This is a genomic window from Ruegeria sp. AF2, from assembly GCF_056542025.1.
In genome coordinates this window covers 440,352-460,843 of the sequence record NZ_JBQFZC010000004.1, presented here as the reverse complement: position 1 = coordinate 460,843, position 20,492 = coordinate 440,352, and the positions used below count along the sequence as shown (strand labels likewise).

General features: G+C 55.2%; 17 protein-coding genes and 2 pseudogenes. 7 read left to right on the top strand and 12 right to left on the bottom strand.

Annotation, left to right across the window (positions count from 1 at the left end; genetic code table 11):
* The first annotated feature begins 5 nt into the window (after positions 1-5).
* The 3 genes from ACR0NM_RS15595 to ACR0NM_RS15585 are packed head-to-tail and all read left to right on the top strand — an operon-like array spanning position 6 to position 6,078.
* Positions 6-2,384: a GcvT family protein gene (locus ACR0NM_RS15595; protein ID WP_480615530.1), complete on the top strand. Its 2,379-nt coding sequence runs from the start codon at positions 6-8 to the stop codon at positions 2,382-2,384.
* Positions 2,381-4,762 (top strand): GcvT family protein, encoded by a 2,382-nt coding sequence (locus ACR0NM_RS15590; RefSeq protein ID WP_480615528.1) that lies wholly within the window; start codon positions 2,381-2,383, stop codon positions 4,760-4,762. The genes ACR0NM_RS15595 and ACR0NM_RS15590 overlap by 4 nt, the downstream gene beginning before the upstream one ends.
* Positions 4,759-6,078: an aspartate aminotransferase family protein gene (locus ACR0NM_RS15585; RefSeq protein WP_480615526.1), complete on the top strand. Its 1,320-nt coding sequence runs from the start codon at positions 4,759-4,761 to the stop codon at positions 6,076-6,078. Before ACR0NM_RS15590 ends, ACR0NM_RS15585 begins: the two co-directional genes overlap by 4 nt.
* Here ACR0NM_RS15585 and ACR0NM_RS15580 read toward each other — a convergent pair.
* The 7 genes and pseudogenes from ACR0NM_RS15580 to ACR0NM_RS15550 form a co-directional block, all read right to left on the bottom strand.
* Entirely contained in the window at positions 6,069-6,503 is a 435-nt protein-coding gene (locus tag ACR0NM_RS15580) for a DUF2306 domain-containing protein (RefSeq protein WP_480615524.1), read from the bottom strand. The genes ACR0NM_RS15585 and ACR0NM_RS15580 overlap by 10 nt on opposite strands.
* The gene (locus tag ACR0NM_RS15575; RefSeq protein WP_480459925.1) at positions 6,391-6,669 is read right to left on the bottom strand and encodes a YdeI/OmpD-associated family protein; all 279 of its coding nucleotides are present in this window, start codon (positions 6,667-6,669) and stop codon (positions 6,391-6,393) included. Before ACR0NM_RS15575 ends, ACR0NM_RS15580 begins: the two co-directional genes overlap by 113 nt.
* Before the next feature lie 21 nt (positions 6,670-6,690).
* Positions 6,691-8,184 (bottom strand): cryptochrome/photolyase family protein, encoded by a 1,494-nt coding sequence (locus ACR0NM_RS15570; protein ID WP_480615522.1) that lies wholly within the window; start codon positions 8,182-8,184, stop codon positions 6,691-6,693.
* Between the two features lie 9 nt (positions 8,185-8,193).
* Positions 8,194-9,450 (bottom strand): FAD-binding domain-containing protein, encoded by a 1,257-nt coding sequence (locus ACR0NM_RS15565; RefSeq protein ID WP_480615521.1) that lies wholly within the window; start codon positions 9,448-9,450, stop codon positions 8,194-8,196.
* Positions 9,432-9,563 carry a DUF2256 domain-containing protein gene (locus ACR0NM_RS15560; protein WP_480537249.1) on the bottom strand — a complete coding sequence of 44 codons (132 nt, stop codon included), beginning with the start codon at positions 9,561-9,563 and terminating at the stop codon, positions 9,432-9,434. Before ACR0NM_RS15560 ends, ACR0NM_RS15565 begins: the two co-directional genes overlap by 19 nt.
* A gap of 2 nt (positions 9,564-9,565) precedes the next feature.
* Complete coding sequence (locus ACR0NM_RS15555) at positions 9,566-10,381, bottom strand: FAD-binding domain-containing protein (protein WP_480615576.1); 816 nt, start codon at positions 10,379-10,381, stop codon at positions 9,566-9,568.
* A gap of 363 nt (positions 10,382-10,744) precedes the next feature.
* A pseudogene (locus ACR0NM_RS15550) lies at positions 10,745-11,029 on the bottom strand (deoxyribodipyrimidine photo-lyase); the annotation flags it as partial.
* On the opposite strand from ACR0NM_RS15550, the gene ACR0NM_RS15545 reads away from it, so the two are divergent.
* The gene (locus ACR0NM_RS15545; RefSeq protein ID WP_480615580.1) at positions 10,940-11,416 is read left to right on the top strand and encodes a hypothetical protein; all 477 of its coding nucleotides are present in this window, start codon (positions 10,940-10,942) and stop codon (positions 11,414-11,416) included. The pseudogene ACR0NM_RS15550 and the gene ACR0NM_RS15545 overlap by 90 nt on opposite strands.
* A gap of 85 nt (positions 11,417-11,501) precedes the next feature.
* On the opposite strand, the gene ACR0NM_RS15540 is transcribed toward ACR0NM_RS15545, so the two are convergent.
* Genes ACR0NM_RS15540 through ACR0NM_RS15530 form a run of 3 tightly spaced genes read right to left on the bottom strand, consistent with a single transcriptional unit; the run spans position 11,502 to position 14,148 of the window.
* Positions 11,502-12,830: a sensor histidine kinase gene (locus ACR0NM_RS15540; RefSeq protein WP_480615520.1), complete on the bottom strand. Its 1,329-nt coding sequence runs from the start codon at positions 12,828-12,830 to the stop codon at positions 11,502-11,504.
* Complete coding sequence (locus tag ACR0NM_RS15535; protein ID WP_170395997.1) at positions 12,830-13,489, bottom strand: response regulator transcription factor; 660 nt, start codon at positions 13,487-13,489, stop codon at positions 12,830-12,832. The genes ACR0NM_RS15540 and ACR0NM_RS15535 overlap by 1 nt, the downstream gene beginning before the upstream one ends.
* A gap of 38 nt (positions 13,490-13,527) precedes the next feature.
* Entirely contained in the window at positions 13,528-14,148 is a 621-nt protein-coding gene (locus tag ACR0NM_RS15530; RefSeq protein WP_480615518.1) for a PepSY domain-containing protein, read from the bottom strand.
* A gap of 198 nt (positions 14,149-14,346) precedes the next feature.
* Here ACR0NM_RS15530 and ACR0NM_RS15525 point away from each other — a divergent pair, with 198 nt between their 5' ends.
* Complete coding sequence (locus ACR0NM_RS15525) at positions 14,347-15,453, top strand: hypothetical protein (RefSeq protein ID WP_480615516.1); 1,107 nt, start codon at positions 14,347-14,349, stop codon at positions 15,451-15,453.
* A gap of 253 nt (positions 15,454-15,706) precedes the next feature.
* Here ACR0NM_RS15525 and ACR0NM_RS15520 read toward each other — a convergent pair whose 3' ends face one another.
* Positions 15,707-15,895 carry a hypothetical protein gene (locus ACR0NM_RS15520; RefSeq protein ID WP_170395992.1) on the bottom strand — a complete coding sequence of 63 codons (189 nt, stop codon included), beginning with the start codon at positions 15,893-15,895 and terminating at the stop codon, positions 15,707-15,709.
* Positions 15,896-16,224: 329 nt separating this feature from the next.
* Between ACR0NM_RS15520 and ACR0NM_RS15515 the strand changes: the two genes are divergently transcribed.
* On the top strand, positions 16,225-16,611 hold the full coding sequence (locus ACR0NM_RS15515) for an excinuclease ABC subunit A (RefSeq protein WP_255612012.1): 387 nt from the start codon (positions 16,225-16,227) through the stop codon (positions 16,609-16,611).
* Positions 16,612-16,849: 238 nt separating this feature from the next.
* Here the strand turns inward: ACR0NM_RS15515 and ACR0NM_RS15510 are convergent.
* Positions 16,850-18,085 (bottom strand): annotated as a pseudogene (locus tag ACR0NM_RS15510) (sulfatase-like hydrolase/transferase); the annotation flags it as partial.
* A gap of 554 nt (positions 18,086-18,639) precedes the next feature.
* On the opposite strand from ACR0NM_RS15510, the gene ACR0NM_RS15505 reads away from it, so the two are divergent.
* Positions 18,640-20,484, top strand: a complete 1,845-nt coding sequence (locus ACR0NM_RS15505) for a DUF3604 domain-containing protein (RefSeq protein WP_480615514.1) — start codon at positions 18,640-18,642, stop codon at positions 20,482-20,484.
* The last annotated feature ends 8 nt before the right edge of the window (positions 20,485-20,492 follow it).

The following is a 20,492-nucleotide window of genomic DNA, read 5'->3' as shown; positions in this document are numbered from 1 at the left end:
TTTGCATGAGCCGCATTTTGATCATTGGCGGCGGCGCAATTGGCCTTAGCGTAGCCTATCACCTTGGGAAACGCGGCGCAGATGATGTCACGTTGCTGGAGCGCAACCAGTTGACGTCGGGCACCTCCTGGCATGCGGCGGGGATTGTTGGCCCCTTGCGCGCGACGCCCAATATGACGGTACTTGCCTCTGCCGCGCTTGAGGTCTTTCCGGCGCTGGAGCAAGAGACAGGCATGTCCACCGGATATCGACGCACCGGGGGTTATTGGCTGGCGCGCGAACCGGCGCGCATGGACGAATTTCACCGGATTGCTGACCTCGGCGCGACGCAAGGGTTAACGCCAGCGGTGATCGCTGCGCGCGATGTTCCGCTGCCCGCGCTCGATCTTTCAAAACATGTCGGCGCATTGCATGTGCCGGAAGACGCCAATGTGAACCCGGTCGACCTATGTATGGCCTATGCTCGTGCCGCCAAGACCCTCGGTGTAACGATCCGTGAAGGCGTCGAGGTCGAAAGACTGATCACCGAAAACAGGAAAGCAAAGGGCGTGGCACTTGCTGACGGCACCACTATGGAAGCGGACCAGGTGGTCATCGCGACAGGAGCCTGGTCGCGAGAGCTGGCTGCGACTGCCGGGGTCGCGCTACCGCTCCAAGCGGTTGAGCATATGTACGTTGTGACCGAACCCTTCCCCGATCTGCCCGACCCTTTCCCAGTGATCCGCGATCTGGATCGAGGCATCTATATCAAGGGCGATGCCGGAAAATTGGTGATTGGCGGATTTGAACCCAATGCCAAATGCTGGAACCCATACGGGCCAGAAGGCAACCGACCTTTCCTTGAGATGGCAGAAGACTGGGATCAGTTTGCCCCTTTTATGGAGGCGGCTTTGGAGCTTTGCCCCGCGTTGGAGCACTTAGGCGTGCAGCATTTCATGAACGGCCCCGAGAGCTTTACCGCCGACACACGCCCACTAGTCGGGGAAACTGACGTTGATCGTCTGTTTGTCGGCGCAGGCATGAACTCGGTGGGCGTTATGTCCTCGGCCGGGATCGGACGCGCCTTGGCCGATTGGATGGTCGATGGCCAACCGCCAATGAACATGTGGGAGGTGGATGTCGCCCGGGTCGACCCACTTACGGCAACGCCCGCGCATTTGGAAGCACGGATGGAAGAGGCCGTCGCGGACCTCTTCAACCTGCATTGGCCTTACAAACAGCCCAAGGCCGGGCGCGGGATGCTTAGGTCCGCACTGCATGATCGATGGGCTGCCCTTGGGGCGCAGTTTGGACAAACCGCCGGGTGGGAGCGAGGGCTTTGGTATGGCGAGGCGCAGGCGTATTCTATTGGCGCTCAAGGATGGTGGCCGATTACCCAAAACGAAGCTGCGTCTATGGCCAAGGGCACGGCCCTGATCGACCTCAGCCCCTTTACCAAGATAGACGTCACGGGGCCGCGTGTTCTTGACGCGCTGAACCAGCTTTGTACCGCGCAGATGGACGTCGCTATCGGCAAAGCAGTTTACACCCAAATCCTGAACGACCGTGGCGGGATCGAGATGGATATCACCGTCTCTCGTCTCGCCGACAGCCGTTTCCATATCACATCGGGTGCCGCGACCCGTGCTCGTGACTTTGCGTTCCTGCGACGCAATCTGGCCGATGGCGTGACGCTGACGGATGTGACCGAGGAGTTTTGCACACTTGGTGTCATGGGCGCAGGCAGTGGCCCGGTGCTGCAGAAACTGGATGCCGGGGTCGCATGGGCAAATGCGCCAATGGGTCAGGTGTGCGAATTTAAGGTCGAAGGCCAAAGTGCGCGCGCCACCCGCGTAAGCTTTGTCGGTGAATACGGCTGGGAGTTAACCCTTCCCAATGCTGTCGCAGTGCGCGTTTTCGACGCGCTCATCGCTGCAGGCGCTGCGCCGCTTGGGCACTATGCGCTTGATGGCTGCCGGATCGAAAAGGGCTTCAAACACTGGGGCCATGACATTGATCCGACCGTCACACCTTTGGAAGCGGGGCTTGGCTTTACCATCGACTGGAATAAGGACTTCACCGGCAAGGCAGCTTTGCAGGAACAAAAGGAACAGGGCACCCGCAAACGTCTTGTCCTGATGCAAATCGAAGGTTCGGCGTTGATTCTGCACGATGAACCCATCTTTGAAGAGGGTCGACATGTCGGGTTCACAACCTCCGGCGCGCGTGGACCTCGCACCGGGCTGAACCTTTGCTTTGCTCTTGTGTCCACCGACCCAAGTGAGGCGAAAGCTCAAACTTGCGCACGTAGTTTCACGGTAAAGGTCGCTGGCAAAGACTATGCTGCCACCCCGTTGCAGCGCCCGCCCTTTGACCCGAAAAATGAAAGGATGCGTGGACAATGAGCACCGTGACCAAGGCACAGGTTGTCATCATCGGCGGCGGCGCGATGGGCGTCTCGCTGATGTATCATCTGGTCAAAGTGGGTTGGACGGATGTGCTGCTGGTGGAGAAGAACGACCTCACCCATGGCTCAACCTGGCATGCAGCGGGCCTGTGTACCCATTTCGCGCACAATCCGACGATTCAGGAACTGCGTGCCACGTCCGTGCGACTCTATCGGGATATTCTGCCACAGGAGACGGGCCGTGACTGCGGGTTTCACACCACTGGCGCAATGCGGATCACGCGCAACCCGGACCGGATGGATGAGTTTCGCCATGTCGCAGGCCTGTCGGATTTCACGGGCTATCCGCTGGAAGTCCTGACACCCGAACGCATCGCCGAGTTGCATCCGCTGGCAAGACTCGACGGTCTGTTGGGCGGAATCTATGAACCCGATGACGGCCACGTCGATCCCACGCTTGCCACCAACGCCATGGCCGAGGTGGCGCGCCAGGTCGGCGCGCAGATCTGGCGCAACTGCCCAGTAACCGCGATCCGGCGCGATGGCGACCATTGGTTGCTCGACACGCCCAAAGGCACGGTTGAGGCGGTACATGTAGTCAACGCGGCTGGCACTTGGGGATGGGAAATCGGCCAAATGATGGGGCTGAACATCCCCTCTGTCCCGGTGCTACACCAATATCTGGTAACCGATACTGTACAGGTCGTGGAAGACCGGATTACTCAGGGGCTGCCTGAACTGCCGATCATCCGCGACCCCGAAGAAAGCTGGTATGTCCGGCAAGAACGCGATGGGCTGATCCTTGGACCTTACGAAAAAGAGGCACAGGTCTGGTCCGTGGATGGCGTCCCGCCCGAATTTGGTGCGGACTTGATGCCGCCTGACCTAGACCGGGTCGAAGATATCATCGAGGCGGCCATGGCACGCATTCCAGCGCTGGAAACTGGGGGCATCAAATCGGTCATCAACGGCCCCATCACCTTTACCCCCGACGCCAACCCGCTGATTGGTCCGGCGCATGGGTTGCAAAACGCGTGGTTGCTGACCGGCTCGTCCATGGGTGTGATGGAGGGCGGCGGCGCAGGCTGGTTCCTCGCGCATTGGATGACCCATGGCGCGCCGCCTATGGATGCGCTGGCAGTGGATAGTCGCCGCTTCGGGTCCTGGGCAGATCGCGACTATCGCGTGGCCAAAGCCATTGAGTGTTTCGGCTTACAATTTGGTGTCCACTATCCCCACGAGGAACGACCCGCAGGTCGTGGCCTGCGTCTGTCTCAATTGCATGAGCTGATGGTCGAACGGGGCGCGGTCATGGGAGCGGCCCATGGCTGGGAACGGCCAAACTGGTTCACCGATACACCCGGCGCAGAGGCGATTGAAACCTTCCGCCGCGCCAATTGGTTCGATGCAGTGGCCGCCGAGGTCGATGCCGCCACCAACCGCGTTGCGATGGCCGATCTTTCGGTGTTCTCGAAATTCGATGTCACCGGGCCGGATGTGGCGGCGTTCCTTGAGGCGCACGGATCCAACCGCGCGCCAGAACCGGGGCGCATCGGCCTGACCCATGTGCTAACACCAGCAGGCGGGGTATTGTCGGAGCTCACCGTCACCAGATTGGCCGAGGATCATGCCTACCTGACCTGCGCGGCTGCGGCCGAGGAAATCGACTTGGATCAGTTGATCAAGGCAGCGGCGGCGTTCGAGGTCACCGTTACCAACCGCTGCGAAGATCTGGCCGTGATCGGTGTCATGGGCCCGAAATCACCCGATGTGTTGCCCGAACTCACCAGCATGCCGTGGCTCACCGCGCAGGCAACCGAGATCGCTGGTATCCCCGTGCGAGCCCTGCGCGTGTCCTACCTTGGGGAATGCGGGTGGGAGCTGCATGTTACGCGCGATCAGGCCGTTGCGCTTTTCACCAAACTGGAAGAGACCGCCCAACCCCATGGCCTTGGCTTTTATGGCGCCTATGCCGCCAACTCGATGCGGCTGGAAAAGGGCTATCGCGCTTGGGGAAGCGACCTGACAACGGAACGCAGCCCGCTAGACGCCGGCCTTACACCCTTTGTCCGCAAAGACTTGCGCAACACCCTGCGTCAAGAATGGGACATGGTTCTGCTGGAGATTGAGGCAGGCGAAGTCGATCCGTTCTATGCCCACACGCTTTGGCATCGGGAGCACCCGGTTGGGATCATCACCTCCGGTGCTTATGGCCATCGCACCGGCAAGGTGCTCGCACTGGCGTACCTGCGCGACCCAACCGCACGCGAAAACTTGACCGTTTCCATCCTAGGACAGCACAGGCGGGCAACCATTCTGCCGCGTCCTCCATATGACCCTGACAATACCCGTTTGAAAGCTGGAGCCGCCAAATGATCGAACATCCCCTGCATACCGATTGGAACTTTGACAGCACCGCCGCGCGGCGTGATCGGTTCTATGCAGCCTCACTGACCCGTTTCACACCGTTCCGGGAACCAATCGTATTTCAGAAGGGGCAAGGTCAGTATTTGTGGGATACGGACGGGCGGAAATACACGGACCTTCTGGGAATGAACGTCTGCATCTCTGTCGGCCATTCGCATCCCCGGGTCGTCGCCGCAGCGATGGAACAGGCGCAAGAACTCACCCATTGTACGACCATGTTCTATCACCCGACGCCTGCGCATTTGGCAGAGGAACTTGCTGCCACAATGCCAAAAGGTCATGACTGGGTGGTGCATCTTACCAATTCGGGGTCTGAGGCCATCGACCTGGCCATGACAATGGCGCGGACCTTCACCAGCAATCTTGATTTGCTCGCTTTGAGGACCGCCTATCATGGACCGACCGCTGCAGCGCAATCAGTCACGGGTATTTCTGGGTGGCGGCACCCGGGCATGCCCGGCAACGTGGCCTTTGTCGCTGATCCGAACCAGTATCGCGGCATTTTTGGCCCCGGCACTGCGCCTTATCTTGATGAGATCACCCACACGATCAATGCCGCTACATCCGGCCAGGTGGCCGGGATTTTGGTTGAGAGTGTGCAAGGTTATGGCGGTATCCACCAGATGCCGCCGGGATACATGTCGGGGGCGGCGGAACGAGTACGCGCAGCAGGTGGGCTCTATATCGCGGATGAGGTTCAATCCGGTTTCGGCCGCACTGGCGATCACTTCTGGGGGTTTGAGACGGACGGCGTGGTTCCCGATATAATTGTTATGGCTAAAGGTTTGGGCAATGGCTTTCCTATCGGCGCCGTTGTGGCCAAGAAACATATCGCAGAGCCAATGGCCGAGAAGTTCATGTTCCACACCTATGGAGCGAACCCGACCTCTGCTGCCGCCGCGCGTGCCGTCCTTGCGGTAATGCGCGATGAGGGTTTGCAAGAGAACGCAAAGACCGTTGGTGCAAAGCTGTTGGAGCGCCTGAACGATCTGAAAGCCAAGCATAAGGCCATCGGAGATGTTCGAGGCCACGGTCTGATGCTGGCACTGGAATTCGTGATCGACCGCGACAGCAAAACACCTGACAAGACGATGACGTCCGAGGTCTTCGAGGCTTGCCGCGCACAAGGAATTATCTTATCGAAATCCGGTCCGTTCCAGCAATGCCTACGCATGGTGCCCCCGCTTTGCCTGTCTATGGAGGATGTGGATCAAGTCACAACGAGTCTTGATCAGGCGCTAGGCGATGCGGCGATTCAGGTATGAACAGCACCAAAAAGTGTAGTGTTCATGACGCGGCCAGGTAACAGCGTGAACAAGCCAGTTACCACAAGCGCCAAAGCAAATAGGGATATCATAAGCACCTTGTGACGGTTGATGTCTCCCTGACGTGCCGCCTTGCTCGCCAGAAAAAGGCTAACAAGTGTAACCGGAATCAACAGGTGGATGGGAGAGTAGCTCCCCCATAACCGTGTCTGGTGCATGAAAACTGCGGTAAACGCCGTTCCCGCCATAAGTAAGGCCCAAGCATATCCGAACAGCCGATGACAGTGGTTCACCTGATAGGTGCATGATGCCTTAATGACTGAGACGCGCGGCACGATCTTTGTAGCTTTTGGACCAAGCTTGCTGCCAGCGCGGGCTGATGAGTTGTGCCCTCCTTTTTTCGTCGACTTTGAGCCTTCGGCCATCGATCCGCCCATGTACAACCAGCGCACCCGATACCTCTTCGCAGCTGATATATTTATCGGGATGTGCTGCTTTCCAGGTGATCAATCGGGCGCTTTCGTTTTGGGCATTGTTCTTTGCCAACCAGTGCCAAAGCTGATCTTTGGATGTGATCACGATCTCGTCCATGGTGCCCCAGGTAGATCATGTTCAGGTTATCCGCTGCAGAAAGGCTTCGGCGGTCGTGACGTGCTTGTCTTTGACATCCGAGGACATGCGCTCAGCCGTGCGGCACATCATTGCCCATCTTGGATTGCTGGCAAGCGTGCCCGCGTGTTTCAGGATGAAGCGCCAATACAGACCGTCCCATATGTCGGCCCACGGCCCTTTGCCCCAATGGCTCATTTTGCGGATGTAGTTTGAGCCGGAAAAATAGGGCTTCGTTGTGATCAGCCCGCCGTCAGCGTGCTGGCTCATGGCATAGGCGTTGGGAACCATGACCCAATCATAGCTGTCCACGAACATCTCCATGAACCAGCGGTAAACATCGTCAGGATCGATCTCGCAAAGGAACATGAAGCCACCCAGAACCATAAGCCGCTCGATGTGGTGGCAATACCCGGTTTTAAGCACCCTGCGGATCGTGTCGTCCAGCGGATCGATCCCTGTGCTGGCGTCGTAGAATGCGACTGGCATAGTGCGGCGATGGTTCCAGTGATTTGTGGTCCGCATCTTTACGCCTAGGTCATCATAGGTCGCCCGCATAAATTCACGCCATCCGATGATCTGGCGGATGAACCCTTCCACCGAATTCAGCGGAACATTTCTGCGATAGGCATGGGCGAGCGTGGTATTCAAGACTTGTTTCGGCGTCAAAAGTCCAATGTTCAATGCGGGCGTCAGGACAGCGTGCCAAAGCCAGCTTTCGCCTTCGACAATGGCATCCTCATAATCGCCAAACCGATCAAAGCGCCGTTCCAAAAACTGATTTAGCCAGTTGGCAGCTTCTTTGTGGAATGTTGGGTAATAAAGACGATCCAGTGTCCCCAGAGCGTCCGGAAACTCGGCAAGAACGCTGTCTTTTGCCGTTTGATCAATTGCATCATGGGTCGGCCAATCAATCCAAGGCAGGCTCTTGAGCAGCGCTTTGGGGACTTTCTTTCGATTGTCTTCGTCATAGCTCCACTGACCGCCCACCGGTTGATCGCCATTCATCAGCACGTTCAAACGGCGGCGTTGGCTTTTGTAGAACTCCGCCATGAACCAGCGCTTTCTGCCGGTCGACCAAGCCAGGTTATAGTCTTGTTTGTTCAAGAAGCCTGGGGACGGCTGTAAGTTGATTGTGATGTTTGTAATACCCGCCGCCGCACTTAGGCGTTTTTCGGCGATAAAATCGACAGGATCGACCATGTTCACTTGATCAACGCCGAGTTCTTGCAGGTTCTGAAATAACCGCAAACACGAACCCGCCTCCCGTTCATAGGGCCAGATCGTCGCGTCGAAACCCTGCCTAATCAGATCGTCGCGATATCGGGCCATCGATGACCGGTGCAGCCAAAGCTTTTGCTTGTGCATGTTGGCGGGATAGATCGGGTCGCCAAAGAATAGAGGGTCTTCAAAGAGCACCACTTTGTCCGGCTGGGGAGTCAGACTGGGATGTTGGGCAAACAGTTGGTTAGGGAGCAGCAGGGCAGCGGTTGACAAACTGAGATCTCACTTCGTTACAGCGATAAAATTCAACTGGCTCAGAACGTTCGGTATCTTTTTCTTTAGTCCGAAAAATCCCGCCTTCGCGTGGGGCCATGAGACAGCGTCGTAAGGGCGAATTAACCGTTCCAGCGTCAGGCCTGCTTCTCGCAAAATAGGCTCAGCACGATCTAACCTGGACCGTACCGGACCTATTGGCGCATAAGCAGTCGCAATTCTTCTTACTCCTGCACTTTGCGCAGCTTCAATTATTGGCAGACTCCAATCATCGGCAGATTGCGCACGCACTTCATGGTCTGACAAAACGCTGTTCATTGCTTCTTTTGCAAAATTCACCGGGATAAATCCAACCGGATTAGGGGAGCGACCGTGGGTTGCCAAAAGTCCCACCACCGCAACGGGCGGTACGGGCATGATGGATGCACCGGTCATGTCATCCTCGCTTACTAGCAATAGAAATGGCTCTTTCGGCTGCATTTGAAGGATTGGAAAAGAAGCACGTGGGTGTTCTACCGGTTCGGTCAGCGGTTCTGCGAACTTGGCCAACCCAGTGGGGTGAAATCGGCCTTCGGTATATTTGGCGATGTTGTCAGGTCGGGCGAGGTAGGTCTTGCCTTTCGTGTGCAAGCCCGCGACCCATCGCCAGCTCAATGTGTTCGACGCCGGATCACCATCAATCAGATGTCGCAAAAACAAGTCAGCGCCCAACTGCCAAGGCAGACGCAAGGTGAATATCCAGATTGAGGCAAACCAAATCCGCGCATGGCTATGCAGATAACCGGTGCCCACGAGTTCTTTTGCCCAATGATCAAAGCAGTCTATGCCGGTATTGCCTGACACTGCATCAGTATGGCGGCTTGCCAATGACGTGTCGTTATCAAGTGAGTTAAGCGCGTCCATCAGGTCGCGTTGATAGTGTGACCAGACGCTTGGTCTTTGTTCCAGCCAACCTTTGAAGTAAGCCCGCCAAAAAACTTCTTGCACAAACTTCTCAGCAGTGTCGGGGCTGTGCGACGCCAATACCCGTGTAAGCACCTCCTCTTCGGTCAACAAGCGATGGCGGAGCCATGGTGACAAGACTGATACATTGTTGCGCCGCTCGGTCCCAAAATCGTAGCTCCGCGTGCGAGCATAGTCCTGTCCAGCACGCGTCACGAATTTCTCTAGCCGTTTGAGGCCACCCGCGCGCGTCGGGCTGAAATCGACGGTCTCGGGTAAAGTAATAAGTTCCGGGAACAGTTCAGTCATGCGGCGGATCTGCATTTTTTTGAGCAGTACTTAACCTCATCCCAGACCTTTTCCCATTTCTTGCGCCAAACAAACGGACGCTGACAGACTGAGCAGATTTTCTGTGGTAGATTCGCTTTTTTTCGCATCTTCATTCGGCGTCTCCGCGTGGTAGACTGAGCTGTGCTAGATCCTCTGTCGATCCTGTGCGTTTAAGTGTTCTTTTACCGGATTTTCTGCTGGTGTGTTTTGACATGATCTTTTTGGATCCATCGCGGAATTCATCGCCTCTGCGGACCCTCCAGACCCTTTCGCGCGCGGCTTTGACGGCCGCCATATGATCAAAGACGCGTGCAGGATAGGCAAAGCCTATGATCTGCCCTGCGTTCGGTGCCCTCCAAGGTTCATGGATGTACGGGTCAGAGATCGCCGCCAATTCGGGCACCCATTTTCGAATGAACTGCTCATGCGGGTCCTGATCGCACCCCTGTTTCACTGGATTGTAGGTGCGCACCGTATTGATGCCCGTGGTTCCCGATTGCATCTGCACTTGGCTACAATGAATACCCGGCTCGTAATCCGAAAACATCCGCGTCAAATGCAAACCCCGAGCCCACCAATCAAGCCAGAGGTGATAGCTAGCCGTGGCCGTCACCATTGCCCGCATCCGAAAATTCAGCCACCCAGTCGCTGAAAATGACCGCATGCAGGCATCAAAAAACGGATACCCCGTTTCCCCCCTTGACCATGTGGAACGTAAATCCGCGTGGGGCTCCCGAGCACGAAGACCATCGTAGAGCGGATTTAAATTCTCCGACTCCATCCGCGGTTCGTCCTCAAGCTTTTGAATAAAGTGGCAATGCCAATGGAGCCGGCTGGAATATGATCGGAGAGATTTGCGCCAATTTCTGGCATTCGCAGGCAATGAACGACGCTGTCGATCCGTCGCTTGCTTCACTTCACGCATCGAAAACGCACCCCATGCAAGATAAGGCGAAATGCGCGAGTACGCGACTGGGCCCTCAATAGGGCTCGACACTTCGCGCCGATATCGTTTGCCGCGGCTGATCAGATAACTATCCAAGGAATCAAGTCCCGCACGGCGGCCAGCAAATTGGCGGTGGGCGCATGGATCATCCGCCAGGTTAAGGTCACACCGGATCGGCGTGGGGCCGAGCTCTATGTCTAAAGGGGTAAGTTGCGTTGACGAAGACACGGGCCGCTCCATAAACTCTGTCCAACGGGCCGCCCAGCCATCGCGGGATTTAAGCGGGCGAAACACACCATGGTTCTGAACCTGGGTCCAAGGATTACCTCTCTGCCTGCACCACGCGCTAACTTCACGATCCCGCCGATAGGTCCAATCATTTCCCTTTTCATCATGTGACCAAAGGGCTTCGATCAGTCGGCAGGTCGCCAAATCAGACAGCACCTGTGTCACCCGACCCATACGTACGATGAGCAGTTGGCCCAAGTCCGCTAAATCTCCACGCAATTCAGCAAGTGTTTCGGCAACAAAGTCCCAATGTCGCGCCGCGGCATCGGGTTGCTGCCAAAGCTCGGGCTCAACCACATAAAGCAGCAAAACCGGACCGATACGAGACGCCTGCGCCAGCGCCTCATGATCATCGACCCGGAGATCGCGTTTGAACCATACAACCTGCACGTAATCTCCTTTTTGATAGAATACGTGAAAGCTCTTACGTTGGATCTGCCGTCCGACAAGTCACCTACCAGTGTCAGACTTGAGCACAATGAACTCTGGCAAACCGCACTCAAACAAGAACTCGAATGTCCACAAATTTTTCGGTTCGATACTGCTCCGATTTCGCGTTTGCACCGAATTTCCATTCTTAGGAGCTACGTAGCCGGGTATCTAAAGGTAACTGGAAAGCAAGTTTGGGTCGTTCGTTTATGGCTCAATGTCAGCTCTGGGCGCATCGGTGCGTTTGGGGTAAGGCGCAGCATTTGGGAGATTGGGCACGAAGCAGTCGTTGTTTGAATTCAACTCAATGTCTGCTCTACGGACAAAGCCGCCTTTTGATTGCTTGCGATCAACGACTATTTCTAACCAGATGCGGCCACCTTTAGCTTGATATAAGTACTCGGCAGGCCAAGCCGCCAAGGTCCGCCGATTTCTCCAGTTTCAGTTTGCCACCGTAAGCGTTCATCAGATCAACACAGATTGCCAAACCCAATCCTGTGCCGCTGACAGAGGTATCCAACCGACCTCCGGATCGAACTACTCCCTCACGTGCATCCTTCGGAATACCTTGTCCGTCATCCTCAACGCAAATCTCAATGCCGCCGTCTACACGCTTTGCGGCGATGTGAATTGTTGTCCGACACCACTTGAGCGCGTTGTCGAGGAGGTTTCCCATCACCTCTTCGATGTCCTGAGTATCCATTCGAACCTGAATCCCATCCTCACAATCTGTCGTCAGAGATTTTCCTTCGCGTTCTGCCATGACCGAAAACAGTCTGGATAACCTGTTGACGGAATTGGTAAGGTCAGTTCGTGAATGCGTAAGTTCTGCGGTGTTCGACGCACGCATACGCGCGAGTGAGCGCTTTAGCTGAGCATCAATTCGATTTAACGCGTCATCTGCAGATTCGATATCTGCACCCGCGTCCGACAAAGTCGCCAGTTCATTTCTGAGAATTGCCGTCGGTGTTTTGAGCGCATGTGCCAGATCCGCAGCTTGTCGCCGAGAACCAGACACAATTTCACGATTCCTGTGCAGCAATTTATTTAGGTCCTCAACAAGCGGCGAAACCTCTTCTGGGTAATCTTCCGGAATCAAGTCATCTCCCTTGTCCCAGCGATGCACCACATCTGCGCGCAGTTTTTTGAGTGGGCCAATAATTGCTGACATCAAAAACAACGAACCGGCAACTCCAATCAAACCAACCAATCCAAAAACCGGTAGCAAGTTGTTTTGCGCGGCTCTGCGTTCGCTTATCAGCTCTCGCCTGCTTTCGGCGACCGTTACGCCCCACTCGGTTCCGTCTTCGAATGTGATTCTCTGATATGCGCTACGAACGGCTTCGCTGTCCGGACCTGTGGTGTTCCAAACGATTGCCTCTTCGCTCACACGTACAGGTTCGGAAATTGTCTCGTCAAAGAGCGAGGCTGATGTGAATGTAGCCCCGTTTCCATCGGTAACCTGCCAGTATCTGCCTGAATACGGCGTTCCATAGGCTGGATCGAATATCAGTTCGCGCAATGCCTCAGGGTTATGCGTCGTTGCGCTCAAACCGACAACGAGTTGGGTGTGCCGGTCACGTAGCGTCTGGTCGAATTGTTCCAGAACACGTGTGTTGATGTACGAAAACACAATCAACGTTCCGACGCCGACAGAAAGCGCGCCTGTCGCAAGGCCGCCAAGCAAAGCGCGTTGGCGCAGCGATAACATCAGGCCGTATCGATCATATAGCCGCGTCCTCTGACCGTTGTAATAAGGTCAGAGCCCAGTTTCTTTCGCAGCCGGGTTATGAAGACGGCAATGGTGTTCGAATCCCTGTCACCGTCATATTCATAGATATGCTCTGACAACTCGGTACGTGACACCATGCGTCCGATGTTGTGGGCAAGGTATGTCAGAACTGCGATCTCTTGCGCCGTCAGATCGACAGGAATGCCGCCCACGCTGACGCGACCGTTTCGCGTATCGAGCATAACGTCCCCCATTTCGATAACCGGGTTCAACTGACCGCTTTGTCGGCGCAAGATGGCCCGTACACGAGCGGCAAGCTCGGGCATGTGAAATGGCTTGGTCATATAGTCATCAGCACCTGCATCAAGACCATCCACCCGCTCGCTCCACCCATCGCGGGCGGTGAGGATCAACACGGGTGTCTTAACGCCCGCGCTGCGCCATTCGCGCAGGACAGAAATACCGTCGCGTTCCGGCAACCCGATGTCGAGGATGATCATGTCGTAAGGTTCGGTCGCACCCAGGTGCAGGGCGTCAGTACCATTCTTGGCCACATCTACCACGCGGCCTTCTGCGCTAAGAAGTTTCTTAATCTGCTCGCATAGCTGCGGTTCATCTTCGGCCAGAAGTACTCTCATATTCAAAAACTACAGTCACAACTGCTTTGGTTAAAGCCCTATTTATTACCGTTGCCCTTGCCGTTCCCGCCAGAGTTGCCGCCGCCGTTTCCACCGCTGTTTCCGCCACCATTGCCGCTGCCGTTACCACCGCTATTACCTCCTCCGTTTCCACCACCATTTCCACCTCCATTGCCGCCGCCGTTGCCGCCGCCGTTGCCATTGCCACCGCCGTTTCCACCAGCATTGCTATTGCCACCGCTTTTGCCGTTGTTTCCACGGCTCGCAGAAGCTCCACGATTGCTGTTGGTGTCGCGGCTGGTGTTGGCGTTGGCGGGGTTCGAACGGGCTGCTTTCGATATTTGACGCCCAACACTGGATCGATTGGAAACGACTGTACCGGTCTGTGCATTCACAATGACACTGACAATTTTTCCATCGGGCTTTTTGACTAGAATACGATAGTAAATTTGATCAGCCTGAAACGCGCGCGCATCGACTGGAGTCCCGCCATAGGCTTTTTCGACACCTTTGATAACCCGTTTCAAACGAATGGTGTCCCCGGTCAGGGTCGCTTTGCGCAGTTCACCTTGCTTGAGCTCGCGTGTCTGGGCAGCCGCTTCCCCAAAGGGCGCAGAAACAAGCAAGCTTGCAACCACCAAGATCACCTTCGCGCGCATGAAAGTCCTCGTATTTCGCGGCTAGAGACTACGTCTTTCGACATGAACCGATGATGAACAAGCAGTTAGCCCTGTGTTCAAGCACCCTCAAGTTAAATGGCAAGGAGCATTGGGGATTCGTGCGTGAATCGAGACTATTGAACACAGCGAGTTGTTTCAGAAAACTGATACCCGCTGATTTCCACCGAGGAGGTCGATATGAAAACCACCAGTTTGGGGCTGCTAAAAGCATCGACACTGGCAATTGCGTTGCTGGGATCAACAGCCATTATAGCCACCGTCACCGTGCCCGACGTTGCCTATGCAAAGGAGGGCAAAGGCAATGGCGGTGGAAAGGGTAACGGCGGCGGTAACGGCAAGGGCGGCGATAACGGAAACGGTGGAGGCAACGGCGGCGGAAAAGGCAATAGCGGTGGCAAAGGTAACTCTGCCAGCGGAGATCGTGGTGACCACAGTTTCGCCGGTAACAAAGGCGGAAAGAAAGGTGCCGACAAAAGTTTTGGTGGCCGAAATACCGGGAAATCCAAGACAAAATCTTCGCGCTCTGCTTTGGGCAAGGGCGGTCGTTTTTCCTTGAAGGATATCTTTAGCGGCAAAGGCAAGTCGAGAACGGTTGCCACATCTGGAAAACGCTCGACCACCAGCGGAGGCAAACAAAAGCCCAGGACGTACAAGAAGCCTTCGAAAACAGTAATTGTCGAAGAGTCCATTCGCCCAGCGGTCAGGGCAAAGGGGAACAAGATGGCGGCACTTCTTGGTGCCCACCCGTCTGAGTTAGGGGCGCTCAATGCCGCCAACGCCAGCGCAACTGCATTAGAAAATGCAGCGCCCAATTCCCGCGTAGGCCGAATTGCCAATTATCGAGATACCGTGTTGGCCGGAGAACCCTTGCGCGAAGAGCTTGAGGAACAATTGAAAGAGCTCGCTGGCTTGGAGCCGCCAGAGCGGACTGTTCCTGAGATTGAAGAAGACCTCGAAGCCGCGTTGGGTGAAGTCCTGGAAAACCAGGAACGCGTCGAGGATCTCGAACAAGCGCTGGAAGACGCAGGGGGAACAGACCCAGAGATTGAGGAGCAATTGGATGAAGCCCGCGCTGATTTGGACTCTTCGATCGAAGCAGCGCAGGACCTGAACGATGAACGTCAGGCTGCCGTCGAATACGAAGAAGCGACTGAACAGGTGCAAGAACTGGCTGACCAGGTCGAGGAACAGGAATTGACCGAACGGGAAGCCCTGGAAGCCGCCGCAAACAAGCCCGTGACCGACGCCGTTGAACATGAGGTAAAGGCGCTGTTGGGTCTGTAACGAAAGACAACGGCTCTCTGCGTCAATCAACCCTCAGTACTGACCACTCACGGAAGTACTAAAGCCCGGGTCAGCCAAAGGCTTCACAGGATGGGTAGCAGCTGGCCGGATACTTTTGCATATCAAAGGCTACGCCCTTTTTCCCAAAGGCATAATAAAGAAACCCCGCCCCATAACTGGAGCGGGATTTAGTTTTCAATTCCAATATCTAGGACGAATACCGGGAATTGTGTGGGGGTCTGCTGAACTGCCTTCAGACGTTGTTATGTGCCTCGGAAAGCCGCTTGTTTTTGACGATCTGTGTTAATGCATTTTCGATAGGAGGGAAGCGACCACTGCTCGATTTGGTCGTGGTTGACAAACGTTCTCCGGCGATTTTGCCGGAGGTTTGCATCACAGCTGTTGTGCTGGACTCTTCAGTCACAAAGGCAGACTTGATCATGCGTTTCCCCTTGTCAGCGATCAAACGGAACAACGTCCCGTATGATCCAACACCGTCACTATGCCTGAGACTGTTTGAACACTCTGAGAATACATTGTTCACGTTCAGTTAATGTTGTTCGCGAAATAAAGACAAACGAATAGGCGGGCGACCAGATGGAGGAAGAACATCCCGTTTTGATGCTTTAGTTGAATTTGCGATGACAATCGCAGCCGATGATTTCAGCTCGTGAACAAACTGCTGCATCGGAAAGCAACTCTTCGCTTATGAACTCGCCAAGGCCCATTCAAGATCATATCTAAGCTAAGAAGCTGAAAAAGGCGCTGGGAATGAAAAAGATTGTTGGGATTCTGGCGGTGGCACTGACCGTGCAAGGCGCGTCATTTGCGAACGCCAGTGTCAGCTTGTGGAGCCTTAGCACGGGGCACGTTAGCGGAACCGGCGCTACCTCGCCGATCCATGTGAAATCCAAATCCGGACATTGTCCGCCGGGCTTGGCAAAAAAGGCAATCCCGTGCGTACCGCCTGGACAGGCAAAGAAATATCGACGTGGCGATTACATCTATGATGGGTATGTCCGCATTGATGATCCCAGCCGTTGGGGACTACGGCGCAACGGATATTACGTGCGTGCCGGAGATTATGTTTACGAAGTAAACCGTGAAACACATGAAGTGCTGAACCTGATAGGGGCAATCGCCGACATTCTGAATTGAGAGCTGGTATCGCTCACCACCTTGAAGCACTGTTTGCGGCCATTCGGTTGGATTGCGGCAGTCGAAAGTATGGACTCGCTGCGGCCATTCACTGTGGTGCGCTTGGACTGGTGGTGAGAGCCCTGAGCGGACCTTGATCGCCGTTTAGGGTTTCGCTCTTGCAGCAAGTCGCGAACTGCAAAAAAAGGTCGTTAGACCTAATGACGACTAAAGGCGAGTGTGCAGACAAAGACGCCGTTCAGTTTTTGGGTGGTTCGTAGGGATCGGGCGTTCCCGGTGGAATCGGAGGGTATTCCTCGAAGGTAGCGATGTGCTCTTGCAGCTGCGGAAGCGCCTTTTCGACCGCCCACGTGTAAGGGAAAAGTACACTTTCGCGCTCGTGTGGATCGTTCAATAGATTGTAGACCCTTGGTGTGTCGAAAGACTCCGTTGCACCAAAAGCCGTCGTATTCTCTTTGAAAAGAACTTTCCAATCCTTCCATTTTACGCCGAATATTTGCTCGCCCATGTAAACGATCACGCCTTCTCGGTTTGAATTTGGCTGGACACCAAGAAAGAACTTCGACTGGTCGATGCCATCAAACGCCCTGTCATCAGGCAGCTTGCCGCCTGCAAATGCCGCAAGTGTCGGATAGAGGTCCATCGAATGGACAACATCGTTGCTTGCTGAACCCGCGGGAATCTTACCCGGCCACTTGATCGCAAAAGGCACGCGCATGCTTCCTTCGAGGCTGGTGAACAGAGTGCCACGCCAGGGCCCGGCGGTGCCATGTACCGCTGGCACGGGCGAGACATTTGCGTTTCCAACCGGAAGAGCTTCGGGGCCATTGTCAGCAGTAAATATCACCACAGTGTCGTCGGAAACACCTGCCGCCTCGATCGCATCCACGATGCGCCCGACATAGGTATCTGTTTGAAGCAGAATATCGGCCCAAACACCATTACCGGTGGCGCCATCAAATTCCTCGGACGCGATATTTGGATAGTGAGTCTGAGTATAGGCAAGATAGATAAAAAACGGCGCTTCTTCGGCACTCTTCGCTTTGATAAACTCGATAGCCTTTTTCGTCAGGTCGCCGTCTATCTCGCCGCGATAGTCGAGATCGTAGTCCCGCGCGATGGTTGCTGGCTCACCTGCAACACCCTGCATCACAACAGGCTCTTCCAAGTTGGCTTCAGCAAATCCCGGAAGCGTGCGCCAGACTGTAACGTCAGTGGTCTCAACTCCGAAAAATTCGTCGAATCCTTGATTCGTTGGATATCGTCCTTCGGTCCAGCCAAGGTGCCACTTGCCGTACATGGCCGTTTTGTATCCCACATCCTTTAGCATCTCGGCCATCGTGATTTCCCACTGAGTTAGGCCGTAGACACCGCCGCCTAGTGGGACCGTGTGGTTGCCGCTCCGGATGCCATATCGTCCCGTCATGGTCGCTGCGCGGGACGGCGTGCACTGGCTTTCCACGTTGAAGTTCGTGAGCGCAGTCCCTCCGCAGCGAGGGCATCCATCTCGGGGGTCGCTGTACCTCGGATTATGCCACCTCCATTGAACCCGGGTTCACCCCAACCAAAATTATCTAGAAATATGAATACGATGTTTGGTTTATCTTGAGCTGAAGCGCCCGTGGCAAATAGAAGGGATAAGGCCAGTAGGAATGTTCGCGACAACCATTTCATAACAACGCCTCCAATCAAGATCACAGGTTCAAGTCTGACGATCCAGGCCACCAGTCGTCAAGAACACCCACTCGTTGCGGTATTTTCTCACAACGGCTGAGCGTTAAAGAATTGGGCGAAGCTGCGATCCGATTTTGGTCGAACTTCCCCCGGGGTCCTTGTGCAAAACTAAGAAAAACAGTTGTTTTCCTTGACGAACAGCCGGCTCAGATGTTGCCATGGGCTGGCATTCAGCTCGGCTGGGAGGTTCAAATGAAGTTTTTTCTGACGACATCAACAGCAATAGTTTCCGCAGCATTCATAACAAGCTCTTCACATGCTCAAGAGGCCGCTCAAGGTGGGCAAGTTGGAGAGATGACCATATCAGTTGATGATATGCGTGAACCCGCGCCTGCTGATTTCTCACCTTATGCAGGTCGAAACTTTCCTACACGACCTCTGTGGGGTGACACTCACCTGCACACGTCAAATTCGCTCGATGCGCGGGGATTTGGCGTCATTCTGAGCCCCGACGATGCTTATAGATTTGCACGCGGTGAGGAAGTCACTACGTCGCACGGCCTTCGGGTGCAGTTATCGCGTCCCCTCGACTGGCTTGTCGTATCCGATCACTCGGACGCCATGGGCGCCATGAATGAGATCGTCGCAGGGAATTCTACGCTGATGCGTGATCCAACACTTCGAGACTGGAACGAACGTCTTAATGCCGGTGGAGATGTTGCACTCGGCGCAACAATGGAGGTCATAGAAACCTTTGCGGGTATAACCGGTGATGCTCTTCCCGAGGCTGTTTCAGATCGCAGGTTCGTACAATCCGTTTGGGACGAATTCACGCAAACTGCGGATCATCACAACGACCCCGGCGCATTCACTGCGTTCATCGGGTACGAATGGACGTCCACAGAAGGAGGCAACAACCTCCACCGCAACGTGATCTACCGAGATGATGCCATTCGCGCACGGCAGATGCTGCCATTCACAACCGCAGAAACTTTTAATCCCGAACGTTTGTGGGACTGGATGGAAAATTATGAACTAGAGACCGGCGGCCGTGTGCTGGCCCTTGCCCACAACGGTAACGTCTCCAATGGCCTGATGTTTCCTGTCGAGACCAACCCTGAAACGGGTGAACCTTTGACAGAAGATTACGCAGAGCGGCGTGCCAAGTGGGAGCCGATGTATGAGATCACCCAGATCAAGGGCGATGGAGAAACCCACCCGTTTCTCAGCCCGAATGATGAGTTCGCGGACTATGAAACCTGGGATAAGTCAAATCTGGGTCCGGCACCCAAAGAAGACTGGATGCTTCAGTACGAATACGCGCGTGAGGCTTTGAAGAATGGTCTTAAACTAGAGGCTCAACTCGGCACCAATCCATACAAGTTCGGAGTAGTGGGCTCGACCGACAGCCATACGGCTTTGGCAACGGCGGAAGAAGACAATTTCTTTGGCAAACACTCCGGTGTCGAACCGGAACCTGGCCGTTGGCAGCATGTCGTTGGCGAGTTCGATACGACAAGGATTCTTGGGTGGGAAATGGCAGCCTCAGGTTACGCTGCGGTCTGGGCAGAAGATAACACGCGCGAAGCGATATTCGATGCCATGGAGAGGAAAGAAGTATATGGGACGACTGGTAGTCGCATCGCGGTTCGCTTCTTTGGTGGCTGGGACTTTACTGAAGCTGATGCAAAATCTCGTTTGCCCGCCGACGTCGGATATGAAAAAGGCGTTCCGATGGGTGGGGACCTCGCAACCGCTACAGAAGGCGCGGACGCCCCTACATTCCTGGTTGCTGCCCTGAAAGACCCGTTTTCCGGCAATCTCGACCGTATTCAGATTGTGAAAGGCTGGTTAAATGCCAACGGCGACACTGAAGAGCGGGTTTATGACGTGGCATGGTCGGGAGACCGCGAACCTGATGCGGACGGCAACCCACCGGCGGTGGGGAATACTGTGGATGTTGCAACGGGTACGTTTACCAATTCGATAGGATCCCCGGAGCTGATCACTGTTTGGGCAGACCCCGAATTCGATCCTTCTGTGCGGGCTTTCTACTACGCCCGCGTCCTGGAAATTCCCACACCGAGGTGGACAATTTACGATGCCGTTCGGTTCGGAGACGAATTGCCTGCTGAAGTGCCGACCTCAACACAGGAACGCGCTTACACTTCGCCAATTTGGTATACTCCCGGGGGGTGAAATATACC